This is a genomic window from Rhodothermales bacterium, assembly GCA_034439735.1.
GTDB lineage: Bacteria > Bacteroidota > Rhodothermia > Rhodothermales > JAHQVL01 > JAWKNW01.
In genome coordinates this window covers 1-12,351 of sequence record JAWXAX010000239.1, presented here as the reverse complement: position 1 = coordinate 12,351, position 12,351 = coordinate 1, and the positions used below count along the sequence as shown (strand labels likewise).

Here is a 12,351-nt window from a genome sequence, read left to right as displayed (position 1 = left end):
CAGCATTTTTGCCTGGCATTTCCGAACTTCTGCCCGCCCCCGCCTCTGCATCGCAAAGCCCCTCGCCATTTCATGAAAGGAGCCCCCATTCGATCTTCCATCACCCGTCGCCACTTTCTGCAGGTCGCCTCGCTCCCTCTTGCCTCGTCTTTTTTTGCCGGCTGTGGTCTATTATCGGGTGCACGCACCACGGAATCCGCATCCGTTGCCGACACCTTCAACAGCGACCATCCACTGGCGGCGCTGCGTTTTATGCACCAGGGCGTCGTGTCGAAGGACATGCGCTTCGAGTTCGCGCCCCAACCTGTCCACATCGCCGAATCCGCCGGAGCCTGGCATGTCAAGGGATCGCTGCCCTATCTCGCGCAATCGACCGGTTCGGAGGAGGTTCGCCGGCTCGTCGCCCCCCCTATCGGGATGCGATCCGGCTTGCCCCTGGGGGGAATGGGAGGCGGCACCATCGAAATCCGGGCCGATGGCAGCCTTCGAGACTGGCAGATCTTCAATGGCTCGCCGGCCAGCACCGAGGAGAAAGTAGATGTGGAGGACTTTTTTGTCGGCCTGCGTACACAACGGGGCACGGAGGCCCCGCGCGCCTGGACGCTCCGCACCCAGCCTCCCGGAGAGCTTCCGGGGGTCGACCGGATGGCATTTGCCGGCGCGTATCCCGTCGCCCGCCTCGTACCACAGGCCGAGGGCCTGCCACTCGATGTCGCCTGGTATGCGTATTCGCCGTTTATCCTCAACGATCCGGCCTTCAGCAACACCCCCGCCCTGGGGTTCACGCTCCTGCTGCATAACCCGGGCAATGCCCCGGTGGATGCCTCGGTCATGTGTAATCTGCCAAACCATACGCAGGGTACCTTCCGCCTCCAACGCGGCATCACGCTCACACGGAACGGCGATACGCCGGACGCCGGCACGATGACGCTCGAAACGGTCACGGGCTTCAACCTGAGCAGCATGGTGGCCAGCGAACTCGGTGAGATCTGGGAGATCTTCGAGAAAGCGGGCACGTTCGACGGTCAGATTTCGATGGGGTTATTCGACCACGGCGCCGCGGCCGCGCGCGCGGTCGTCGAACCCGGCGCCACACAGGCGGTGACGTTTGTGCTCAGCTGGCATTTTCCGAACCGAACGTTTAACGGCGCCAACATCGGACAGGGGTATGCCGGCCGCCATACGTCGGCTCCGGACGCCGCGAAGGCGTTTATCGACCGCCTGCCGGACGTATGGAACAGCCTCTCGACCTGGCAGGCGCTCTGTTTCGACAATTCCATGCCCGATGCGTTGCAAGACGCCCTGGCCAACAGTCCGTCCATCCTCGCCAAATCGGCCGTCTTCACCGGCACGCAGCACTGGCGATTCTGGGACACCTTTGCCGCTCCTTCGCTTTCCGGTCTGCCCACGAGCCTCCACCGGGCCATGCCGCTCGCCCTCTTTTTTCCGGATATCCTCCGCGACCACCTCCGCGCCTATGCGGCGGTGCAACACGACGACGGAAGCCTGCCGGCCTCCCTGGGCATGGGCCGGCGTACCCCCTTTGACGGCGCGCACGGGCCTGTGCATAGCGATAACGCCCCGGCGTTTATCCTCCAGGTCTATGCCCACCTTCGAGCCACTGGAGACCGGGGTGTGTTCGCCGAACTGTGGCCCCATGCCCGTAAGGCGATGGGTTGGCAGTTGGAGCGTGCGGCGCGGCTCGAATTGCCGGACCGACTGGACTCCCTCTACCGGTGGTGGCAATACGACCGTAAGGATCTCGCGGCTTACGGCTCAATGCTGCACCTCGCCGCCGGCCAGGCGGCGCTCCGCATGGCGGCCCTCGCCGGCGACACAGCCTTCGCGTCCTCGCTGAAAGATCAGCTAACGACCGCCTCCAAGGCGTTCGACGAAGCGTTCTGGACCGGCGATCATTACCGCGCCTGGCGTACCGCCGACGAACCGACCACGGACGCGCTCCAGGCCGATACGCTGTATGGTCTGCTTTGGTGTTTCCAGCTGGAGATCGATCTCCCCATCCCACTCGATCGGGCGCGAAGCCATATCCGAAAAGAACTCAGGGACAACGCGTCCCCGTACGGCCTGCTGGCCATGCGCCACGCCGGCAACGACGCAGACGCCCTTTCCTCCGAAAAGCCTTACCGATTCCTCGCCGATGGACGGGGCGGGCCGACGGACTCCGTCGTCTGGCAGGCGGCTACCTACAACAGCGCGGCGCTGGGCATTTGGCTCGAAATCGATCCGCGCCGTACCCTCGAAGGCGCGGAACGAGCCGCGGCTCATCAGTACCGTACGCTCCGCGACCCCTGGAATGTGTTTGAGATGCAAGCCGGCTGGGATGGCAGCCCCTGGGCATACTCCCATCATCCCGCGCACCTCGCCCTGTGGCTCCTGCCGCTGGCCCTTTCCGGTCAGCAATACGATGCCGTAGCCAGGCGCCTGACGTTTGAGCCCCGCATCGACGCGCCGTATCGCATCCCATTCGCCATCCCCACGGCCCGCGGCGTACTGGACGTACGCGGCGGCGGGCGCTACACCGTAGAGATATCCAGCGGCCGACTCATCCTCGAAGAACTACGGATCGGAGGCGAAGTGGTCCAGCGCGATGTGCTCCTCGAAGCCGGGCAGGCCGTACGCATCGGATGATCTTTCCAACCGGACTCCTCACCCCCATGAAGCTCCGCTATCTGCTCACCGCGATTGCCCTGTGTTTGGGTTTCGCCGCGCCGGCCGCAAGCCAATCGGCCAACCATCTGGATCATGCGCATACCCCCGCGACGTATGCGTCGTTCGCCGAGTGGGAATCCCGCGCTGCCTGGCTGCGCGATCATATCCTCGTCAGCAATGGTCTCCATCCAATGCCCGAGGCGACGCCGCTCCGCCCGCGTGTTTCTGAAATCACGCGGGGCGACGGATACAGCGTCCAGGCCATCGCCCTGGAAACCTGGCCGGGGTTCTTCCTGACGGGTACCCTGTACCGGCCTGCCGAGGGCACAGGCCCCTTTCCCGCCATCCTGTCGGCGCACGGACACTGGGAAAACGGCCGGTTCGAACACACCGACATCGCCTCGATCCCCGGCCGCGCCATCTCGTTTGCGCGGCAGGGCTACGTCGTTTTCTCGTATTCGATGATCGGCTACAACGAAACGGCCGGCCGCTTTCCTCATCGTTTCGATGACCCGCTCTACCAGCTGTGGGGTTTCTCCGCGATGGGCCTCCAACTCTGGAATAGCCGACGCGCGCTGGACTACCTGAGCGCCCTGCCGGAGGTCAGCGCCGAACGGATCGGCATGACCGGCGCCTCGGGGGGTGGGACGCAGACGTTCATGCTCACCGCGATCGACCCCCGTATTCGCGTCGCCGCGCCCGTGAATATGATCTCGGCGCACTTCCAGGGCGGATGTATCTGCGAAAACAGCCCGCTCTTGCGGATCGACGCCCAGAATGTGGAGATCGGCGCCCTGGCCGCGCCACGGCCGCTCATGATGATTTCGACCGCCGGCGACTGGACGGTGAACACGCCCGACGTGGAATTCCCGGCCATCCAGGCTATTTACACCCTCCACGGCGCCGCCGATCGGGTGGCGAACGTACACCTCGGTTACCCGCACAACTACAACGCCGAGAGCCGGGCCGCAGTGTATGACTGGTTTGCGCGGTGGCTCACGCCGGCCAACGGCGCCCTGCCAGAACCCGCCGACCTCCGTCTCCTGCCGGCCGACACCCTCCATGCCGATCTGCCCCGTCCGCCCGCCGGCCCGGATGCCCTCTTCCGTCAGTACAAAGCCGCGGCGGAAGAGGCGTTCGAGCGGGCGCGCCCAGTCGATGCGGCGTCCCTCGAGGCCTATCGCACCTTGTACGGGAAGGCGCTGACCCACGTCCTTCATGAGGCTCCGAGCGACACGGCCGATCGGATGATGTATTTCGCCCCGACTCCCTCGGATGCGGTCGATTCCGCGGTACTCATCGTCCACTCCGGCGCCGCGGCGTCCGCCCGTACGGCGCGGTCTCTGGCCCGTCAGCACCAGATCGGCGGCCGGCTCGTCGCAGTCCTCTCCCCGCTTCCCGATCCCCCGCACCCGCCCGATTCCATCGAGTACTCCACGACCTACAACGCGACGATGCCCGTCCGCCAGATCCGCGCGATCCAGCGCGCACTTGATGCGCTCGGGGCCCGAGAGGGGATCGAGCGGGTAGAGGTGATCGGACTCGATGAGGCCGGGGTCTGGACGCTGTTTGCCCGCGCGCTGTCGCCGCACGTCCGAACCGCCACGATCCACCTGAATGGGGTCGATTTTTCGGATGATGAGGACTTCCTCGCCCATCTGCCCATACCCCTGATCCGCCGTGCCGGCGATCTTCGCACCGCCGTTGCCCTCATCGCGCCGGCCCCGCTCACCCTCACCCACCTTCCGGAAGGCCCTCTGGCGGAGTGGATTCGCGCGCTGTACGACGCCCTCGACGCATCACACGCGCTCCATATCTCCGCCGTCGCTAACTGAGCCCAACAGGTCAGGCCTGTGACGTGGCCAGGGCATCGATCATGTGCCAGCGCTGGAGCAGGTCGGTTAACACCGGTTCGATGCGCTCGTAGAGGGCGCCATTGGCATAGCCGGCCCACGCTACGTCGTACACGAGCCGCAGCGGGGCATCGACCGGGCCGCCGGCCGGATCGACAATATGGATCCCGAGTTCCTGCGCGATGAGCATCGTGCACAGATCATAGGGATGACAGCAGATGCCGTTGGATTCGCCGCGTTCGGATAGGAGCGCCGCGAGATACGGACGGAGGTCGGCCACGAAGCGGTCGTGCCCGGTCATCAACTCGTACAACTGGCCGCCGGTCGCGATGTATTGGTCCTCAAAACAATGCGCCCTACCGGGCTGTACCGGCCCCAGCAGTGTTTCGACGAGCGCGTCATCGATTGCAGCGAGCACGTCTCGACCGCCGGGGAAAAACCGGGAGATCGTGGAGAACCCGTGTTCGATCGTCGTGGCGCGCGAGGGACGCAGCGTCAGGGGCCGGCGCTCGCCCGTGAGTCGGTTGTACCGTTCTGCCTGCGCGCCTTCCCCCCGGATGGCCCAGAGCGTGTCGCACAAATGCTGCTTCACCAGCGGAATCTCCGTCTGCACAGCCAGCACGATATCGCCCAGCGATGTCTCCGGTCCCCGGTTTGGGGCCACGCCCGTCAGGATCCAGGCGCTGCGTTTCTGATACATCAGGCCACGGGTTCCGTCGATAGGATCCATGATGATCCGCCACGGCGCTTCGTCTTCCGAAGCGCCGTGCGGGAGCACCATCTGGCCCCCGGCCAGGCCTTCGGCGATGAGGATAACCGGGAAATGAGGTGCGACATGGCGTTCAAGAAAGGGCGCCAGTTCAGCTTCACCGACGCGGTCGATCTGATAAATCGTATCCTCGTCCGTTTCGTCCGCGACATCGGAGAGATGATCCGTATCGGACTGCTCACAGGCCGCCACGACGCGATCGCGGATCTGCTCGTGCAGCTGACGGATGGCGGCGAGAAGGACAGTGAGATCGTGTAGGGAGGGCTTTTCCACGATAGCTTTGTGAGATGAAAACGTGATGAGAAGGGACTGTGTCCGATGCGCTGCCGGCGAAGACGAGCCGCGAGAGGTGAACGCGCTGTCGGTTACGAAAACTCAAACACCATGCCATTGAGGGCATTCCTCACACACACCCGATCACCCGGAAGAATTCGCCGTCATTATCTCGTCACCCCACCCGTCATTACCCTCTCATGGTATTGCGCTGGAGACGTCTCGCCAACCATCCGCTTACGCATGATCGAGTGTGTGGCCGGGGGTTATACTGGTAGCGCCCTCCCTTTTAGCTGCACCCGTCCGCCACAACCATGGGTAAAGGAGCCGTAATCGCCGCGCTTGCGCTGGCCGTACTTATCGTCACGCTGCAAAACAGTTCGCGCCTGACGAACCTCGAAGCCGAGGCTCACACGTCCACCCATCAAAACAGCCTCGTGGCGCGAGATATGGCGCTCGAGGCGCGGAAGGTGGTGTTGTCCCACTGGGTATCGACGAACGGTACGGGGATGCACGCGCCCTTCGACAGCGTAGAGCAGGCCGGCGGGTCGTACCGGATTCTGAACTACACGCGGAACGGAAATGGGCTCGACTACACCGTCCTGGCCGAATACCGCGGCACCGCCCACGAAATCCGAAGCCGGTACGAGTGGAACACGTACGCCGCGCAGGGGCTGCAGGTGAAGGCCGCCAATCTGAATGTCGAGATCGCCCCGCTGGCAACACTCGATGTGGACTATGTCGTGCTGGACGATCAGAGCCTGCACGACCTGGATACCATGCTGGTCGCGGAGTTGGGCACCATCGATAGCCTCGGCCAGATCGGCCTCGGGTGGTCGGATCTTCAAAACGATCTGTCCAGCGCCCTGTCCAATAGTGGCCACCTGCTTGTGGATATCTTGCCCGTCACCCAGATCGAGCGTGATGCCTACGATCATTCGAGCGGCGTCTACTTCCCGGACCAGGTCAGTCAGGCCGTCGCCTCGTATGTCGGGAGTTATCCGGAGAAAAATCAGGTCGTGACCGACATCGCGGATGTGGGGGCCTCGTTCGGCGCCGCGGATGGATATGAAGTGCTCACGGTAAAAGGTGATGTAACCCTCAGCAACGATTTAAGCGGGGTAGGGGTGCTGGTGATCGAGGGCAACTTCCGCGTCCTGCCCGAAATCACGTTTGATTGGACGGGGATCGTGCTCGTAAGACCGCCATCGACCAACCTTAACCCGTACGTGGACCTGGGCGGATTGGTGACGATTTCTGGCAGCCTTGTGGCGATGCAGGAAGGCGTGCCCAACTTCGGCCATATGGACGTTTCCGTCCTCCGCGACTACTCCGGCGTCTGGTCCTTGCCCAGTGGGCAGGACGGGCTTTATTACAGCCATGTACACGACTACAGCGGGATACACGGCTGGCAGGTGCTGTTCAGGACGGACGGCGTGCCGGCCGTGCCGCTTTCGGCCACGAAATTCAATGCCTTTCTCTCTGCCTACAACCCGGCGGCTGAAATTTATCTCGAGCTTTTTAATGCCAACTTCCATGGCCGTGCACTGCTGACCATGGAGCTCGCCGATGGCGAACGGTATGCCTATCCCGTCGCCGCCGGCTTTGACCCGAACCTTCGCTCCGCCGGCAGCGCGTATGTCTCGCAGCCTTTCAGGATCAAGGACCTCGTGTATCTGGACATCGTGGTCACACGGCTCAGCGCCCTGAATCGTCTGTGGGACAGCGAAGATGCCTATCCAAATTGTGCCTACAATTCCATCACAAAGACACGCACCTGGGCGACCAACTGTACCTGGGGTACGCCCGATAGGATGGGAGACCTCACGCTGCGCGTCCGCCTCGGGGATGGAAAACTGGTGTATGAGGCGCCACTGTACTGGCATCGCCGTCGAGACGAAATCGAAGATTTTAAAGAGGAGATGGCGGACCTGCTCGACACCATCACTTCGGCGGACTACGGTCTCGACCTCACAATCGGCCCGGATGTATCCCTTTCGACCAATGCCGCGGCCATCGCCACCATGGGCGCCTTTGGTGGAAACGCGCTCGGCCTGATTCATCTTGGCACCTGGCAACGGGCGTGGGCGGCCGGCGAGTCCGGAAACCCCGTAAATCACGATTAAGCGATTAAAGATCGCAGATTCGCAGGGACCTTGGCTAATAAAAGCCATTAGCCCTGTTTTGAGCCGTTAGTCGAACCCCGATGCGCCGTCGGCGCATGGCTGCGGAAAGTGGGTTGTCGTATCCTTATTCCGCACTCAATCAACACGGGATCTCGACGAACCTATGAAAGCGAACAGCAACGTCAACATCGAGAAGCTCGAATCCGCACTGCGATCGTTGCGCGAAGCCAACGGCCGGCTCAAGCTCCAGGTAAAGGCGCTCGACACAGCGCTCCAGCGTCTCCACACGACGATGAACAAAGTGTATGAAAAACACGGTTCACCGTTTGGAAACAGCCTCGAGGCTACGCGGATCTGGCACAAGTACCATCAGTACACCACGCAGAATTGAAGGTAGGCAGGCGGCCTACGATCTCCCTGCCCGATTATTCACCCTGTCCATGCTGCATGGGCAGGGTTTTTTATTGCCTCACTGCTGGTTTCGTTCGTTTATTGAGCGCAGGTTCAAAGGAGCCCGCTTGGCCTCGCAGGCCTGCCTACACCCGCGGTTCCATCCTCTCATCCGTAACCCTTCCGAGGTATCCCCGTGCACGGTAATCAGCGCATCCTCAATCCGTTCTCGCGGCGTGATTTTCTAAAGACGGCGGCCGCCGCCACAACCGGCCTCTCGGCCAGCCTGATGACCTCGGGCAACTTTGCGTATGCCGGCGGATCGGACGTCATCCGAGTCGGCCTGGTCGGCGCGGGCGGACGCGGGTCGGGCGCGGCGCGGGACTGCTTCGAATCCGCCGAAGGCGTAGAAATCGTCGCCATCGGAGACCTCTTCCGGGACCGGATCGAAGAGCGCCGCGAGGATCTAAAGGAGGCTCTCGGCGAAGGCTACAAAGTCACCGACGACCGCATCTTCAGCGGATTCGACGCCTATAAACACGTCATCGATAGCGACGTGGACCTCGTCATCCTCGCGACACCGCCCGGTTTCCGGCCGATCCATCTGCGGTACGCCGTCGAAGCCGGGAAACACGTGTTCGTCGAAAAACCCTGCGCGGTCGACCCGAGCGGGGTCCGGTCGGTGATCGAATCCGGTGAGATGGCGATGGCCAAGGGCCTTTCAATCGTCGCTGGCACGCAGTACCGCCGGCAGCCCAGCTACGTGGAAGCCATCAAGCGCATCCACGAGGGCAGAATCGGCGAAGTCGTCAGCGCGGCGGAATATTACCTGACCGGCCCCATCTGGCTGCGTCCGCGGAAACCCGGCATGTCCGACATGGAGTGGCAATGCCGCAACTGGTACTATTTCACCTGGCTTTCGGGCGACCACATTGTCGAACAGTTCGTGCACAATCTGGATACGATCGACTGGGTGATGCAGGGCCCTCCGGTGAGCGCGATCGGATCGGGCGGCCGGCAGGCGCGCGTCGATCCTTCGTTTGGCCACATCTGGGACAACTTCAACATCCAGTACACCTATGCCAACGAGGTGCGCGTGACGGCCATGTGCCGGCAGATGGAAAACTGCTACACGAACGTGTCGAACCGCATCATCGGCACGGAGGGCGTGGCGGACATCCATCCGGACTTCTCCCGCCTCACTTCGCACAAGGGCAAGGTCATCTTCGAGCATCCTGAAAAGGGCAACAACCCGTACGTGCAGGAGCATACGGATCTGATCGCGAGCATCCGCGCCGGCCAGCCGCTGAACGAAGCGAAACACGTCGCCTACAGCACGATGACCGCCATCCTCGGGCGTGAAGCCTGCTACACCGGCCAGGAAGTCACCTGGGAGCAGCTCATGAAGTCCGAACAGAAACTGGTGCCGGACACATTCGCCTTCGGCTCGCTGGCCGAAGCGCCGGTGGCCGTCCCCGGCATCACCCAGGTCGAACGCCTCTTTTCGTGAGCACGCCCCGATGAATCGACGTACCTTCCTCGCCGGCGCCGGCCGCATGAGTCTCGCACTCGCCGCGGCGCCGGCGTTTCCGGCCCTGTATCGCCCGGCCCCCCGTAAGCGCATCCTCAAGGCGCTCAAGTTCGGGATGGTGGATGAGCCGCTTTCGGTGCTGGAGAAGTTCAAGCTGCTCAGAGAGATCGGGTACGACGGCGCCGAACTGGACAGCCCGAGCGACCTCGATCCCGCCGAGGTCGTCGCGGCGCGGGATGCGACCGGGCTAGTCATCCCCGGCCTCGTGGATTCCGTCCACTGGCGCAAGACATTGTCCGACCCCGACCCGGCGGTACGCGACGAAGGCCGCGCGGCACTCGAACACGCGCTCCGCCAGGCGCGGCTCTTTGGTGCGACCACCGTGCTTTTGGTGCCGGCCGTCGTCTCCCAGGAGGTCTCCTACGCCGATGCCTACACCCGCTCCCAGGCGGAAATCCGTAAGGTATTGCCGCTCGCCAGGGAGCTGGGCGTCAAGATCGCCCTGGAGAACGTGTGGAATCAGTTCTTGCTGAGCCCGCTCGAAATGGCCCGGTACATCGACGAATTCGAAAGCCCGTGGATCGGCGCGCATTTCGACATCGGCAACATCGTCAACTTCGGTTGGCCCGAACACTGGATCCGGACCCTCGGGCCGCGCATCTTGAAGCTGGATGTAAAGGAGTTCAGCCGCAAAAAGCGCGACGACGAGGGGTTGTGGGAAGGGTTTGGCGTCGAGATCGGCGAAGGGGATTGCGACTGGCCGGCGGTGAATGCCGCGCTGGCCGATATCGGCTACGTCGGCTGGGCCGCCGCCGAAGTCTCTGGCGGAAACGCCTCGCGGTTGCGCGATATCGCGGCGCGGATGGACCGCGTGTTGCCTACGGTCTGACCCTGACCACCACCATCACAGGCGGCGGATCCGCTCGATCGTCAGGCCGGCATCCAACCTGCGGCCGGTATCGGGACCACAGGCAAACAACAGATCAATAACTGACATATTGGGCTCGTATCCAGGGAAATTCTGCGGATACGGCGCCAGGGCGAACGTGGCGATGGTTGGGTCGCTCACGGCCCCGCCGTCGTGACGGTACCGGGAGGCGCTCAGGAGCACATCGCCGCGACCGAGGGCGTCGATGATCCCGGAGAGCGAAGCCGGCGCGCCAGCGAGATGAGAGGCGCGTGTCACAGTGGCCCCGGGAGCCAACGTTTTTGCCAGCCATTCGATGCCGCCGCAGCACAGATCACCCAGCGTTTGACCGTCCGCCAGCGCGGTCCGATGCAACTGATCGATGTAATAGTCATAAAACGGCGCCGAACTGTAGTTGTAGCGAATCGATCGAGCGTGGCGTTCGCGCCAGGGCGTCCGGTTGTCGATCTCGGTCTCCCTGATCGGCCTACCGTGTTGTCCGCCGACCAACGGCACCGTTAGCCACTGCCAGCCCTGAGGGGTCCGTACCCGGGCCCGATTGTGGAAGGATTGCCGGCTATACTGGTAGGTATCCGCAAGCACCACACAATCCGCGCACCGCATCATGGCCATAAACGCGCATCCGGGAAGGTATTCGGGGGCGAGTACAACAACCATGATCCCTATCGCTGCTGGGCCGGGCACACCGGCGCCCGACCGTATTTATCCCAGGTAGACATCCAACCACCCCATGACGTTAACCTACTCATGGCTCCCCGCCGGCCAGACTCGTGCGGACCGCTGGCTCCGAGCGCTCGCCATTACATTCATCGCCGCCATGGGATTCAGCATCGGCGGCAGCCTGCTGCTCCGCCTGATCCCTTCCAGCATGGCCCTGTTCGGGCCATATTATCCTACGCTTGTCAAATTTCCAACCTGGACGTACATGGCAATCCTCCCGCTGATCGCCCTCTTCCTGTACGGTCCGTCGCTTGGATGGAAGACGGCTTTTGTGGCCTTCCTCGTAGGCAGCGGCATCGGCGGTGCGAGTGAACTCATCGGCACCACGACCGGCGTACCCTTCGGTCCCTACGCTTACACGTTCTGGCTGGGCCCCAAAATCCTGGAGCATGTGCCTTACTTCATCCCGCCGTCGTGGTTTGCGATGTCCATCGTGAGTTATGAGCTGGCCGGCCGCGTCACCCCTCACACCCTCACCCGCGCGCCCCTGGCTGCGACGTTTATGGTGCTGTGGGACGTCTCGCTCGACCCGGCGATGAGCCGCGCATTTCCGTTCTGGACGTATCCCGAAGGAGGATTTTTTTATGGCATGCCGCTCAGTAATTGGGCCGGCTGGTTCGTGGTTTCGCTCGCCATCATGGGCGTGTATAGCCTGCTCTTCAAGGACAAGCGGCTATTCCATGCGTGGAGCCCTGTTTTTTACCTGCTCAACTGCGCGTTTCCCCTTACCATTTCGCTGCTGTACGGACTCTACGGAGCCGTCGCCGCCGGCCTCATCGCTACGGCGGTGCCGCTTTTCTTGTGCCGAACGGACCGTAAACCGTCGCCGGTCGCCTTGACTTCCTGAAGGCGTCCACGATGTAACCAGCCCTTGCCCGGCTCTACCGACGACGACTGCCCGCATGAAATACGCTACGACAACACCGGTGTTATCTCTTATGGAGCCGGAGGGCTCCCCGTCCTCGGCGTCGCCGCACCGGGTGCGGCGCGCTTGGGAGGATGCCTATATCTGGAACGTCTTCCAGTACTATTCGCGCACCTACTCCTTCGCCGCGAAGCTACTGCCAGGTTCGAAGCGTATGCCCGTCGCG

The 12,351-nt window shown here is 62.9% G+C and carries 10 protein-coding genes; 8 read left to right on the top strand and 2 right to left on the bottom strand.

All coding sequences use genetic code 11. The features are described 5' to 3' along the window. The first annotated feature begins 72 nt into the window (after positions 1-72). Positions 73-2,649 (top strand): GH116 family glycosyl-hydrolase, encoded by a 2,577-nt coding sequence (locus SH809_17350; protein MDZ4701482.1) that lies wholly within the window; start codon positions 73-75, stop codon positions 2,647-2,649. A 26-nt stretch (positions 2,650-2,675) separates the two neighbouring features. Then, positions 2,676-4,505 carry a CocE/NonD family hydrolase gene (locus tag SH809_17345; protein MDZ4701481.1) on the top strand — a complete coding sequence of 610 codons (1,830 nt, stop codon included), beginning with the start codon at positions 2,676-2,678 and terminating at the stop codon, positions 4,503-4,505. Between the two features lie 10 nt (positions 4,506-4,515). On the opposite strand, the gene SH809_17340 is transcribed toward SH809_17345, so the two are convergent. Next, entirely contained in the window at positions 4,516-5,565 is a 1,050-nt protein-coding gene (locus tag SH809_17340; protein MDZ4701480.1) for a hypothetical protein, read from the bottom strand. A gap of 314 nt (positions 5,566-5,879) precedes the next feature. Between SH809_17340 and SH809_17335 the strand changes: the two genes are divergently transcribed. From SH809_17335 to SH809_17320, 4 genes are all read left to right on the top strand, one after another. After that, on the top strand, positions 5,880-7,691 hold the full coding sequence (locus SH809_17335) for a hypothetical protein (GenBank protein ID MDZ4701479.1): 1,812 nt from the start codon (positions 5,880-5,882) through the stop codon (positions 7,689-7,691). Between the two features lie 163 nt (positions 7,692-7,854). Further along, the gene (locus SH809_17330; protein MDZ4701478.1) at positions 7,855-8,082 is read left to right on the top strand and encodes a hypothetical protein; all 228 of its coding nucleotides are present in this window, start codon (positions 7,855-7,857) and stop codon (positions 8,080-8,082) included. A gap of 195 nt (positions 8,083-8,277) precedes the next feature. Further along, positions 8,278-9,591 carry a Gfo/Idh/MocA family oxidoreductase gene (locus tag SH809_17325; GenBank protein MDZ4701477.1) on the top strand — a complete coding sequence of 438 codons (1,314 nt, stop codon included), beginning with the start codon at positions 8,278-8,280 and terminating at the stop codon, positions 9,589-9,591. Positions 9,592-9,601: 10 nt separating this feature from the next. Then, positions 9,602-10,501 (top strand): sugar phosphate isomerase/epimerase family protein, encoded by a 900-nt coding sequence (locus tag SH809_17320; protein MDZ4701476.1) that lies wholly within the window; start codon positions 9,602-9,604, stop codon positions 10,499-10,501. Positions 10,502-10,516: 15 nt separating this feature from the next. On the opposite strand, the gene SH809_17315 is transcribed toward SH809_17320, so the two are convergent. Continuing rightward, positions 10,517-11,197 (bottom strand): WbqC family protein, encoded by a 681-nt coding sequence (locus tag SH809_17315; GenBank protein MDZ4701475.1) that lies wholly within the window; start codon positions 11,195-11,197, stop codon positions 10,517-10,519. A gap of 73 nt (positions 11,198-11,270) precedes the next feature. Here SH809_17315 and cruF point away from each other — a divergent pair, with 73 nt between their 5' ends. After that, entirely contained in the window at positions 11,271-12,107 is an 837-nt protein-coding gene (gene cruF, locus SH809_17310; GenBank protein ID MDZ4701474.1) for a bisanhydrobacterioruberin hydratase CruF, read from the top strand. A gap of 55 nt (positions 12,108-12,162) precedes the next feature. Beyond that, on the top strand, positions 12,163-12,351 hold a 189-nt coding region (locus tag SH809_17305; GenBank protein MDZ4701473.1), incomplete at its 3' end, for a hypothetical protein.

What these genes read in the sequence shown, in the direction of transcription:
- SH809_17350 (MDZ4701482.1), top strand. Translation starts at nt 73, where the DNA reads ATGAAAGGAGCCCCCATTCGATCTTCCATCACCCGTCGCCACTTTCTG.
- SH809_17345 (MDZ4701481.1), top strand. Translation starts at nt 2,676, where the DNA reads ATGAAGCTCCGCTATCTGCTCACCGCGATTGCCCTGTGTTTGGGTTTC.
- SH809_17335 (MDZ4701479.1), top strand. Translation starts at nt 5,880, where the DNA reads ATGGGTAAAGGAGCCGTAATCGCCGCGCTTGCGCTGGCCGTACTTATC.
- SH809_17330 (MDZ4701478.1), top strand. Translation starts at nt 7,855, where the DNA reads ATGAAAGCGAACAGCAACGTCAACATCGAGAAGCTCGAATCCGCACTG.
- SH809_17320 (MDZ4701476.1), top strand. Translation starts at nt 9,602, where the DNA reads ATGAATCGACGTACCTTCCTCGCCGGCGCCGGCCGCATGAGTCTCGCA.
- SH809_17315 (MDZ4701475.1), bottom strand. Translation starts at nt 11,197, where the DNA reads ATGGTTGTTGTACTCGCCCCCGAATACCTTCCCGGATGCGCGTTTATG.
- cruF (MDZ4701474.1), top strand. Translation starts at nt 11,271, where the DNA reads ATGACGTTAACCTACTCATGGCTCCCCGCCGGCCAGACTCGTGCGGAC.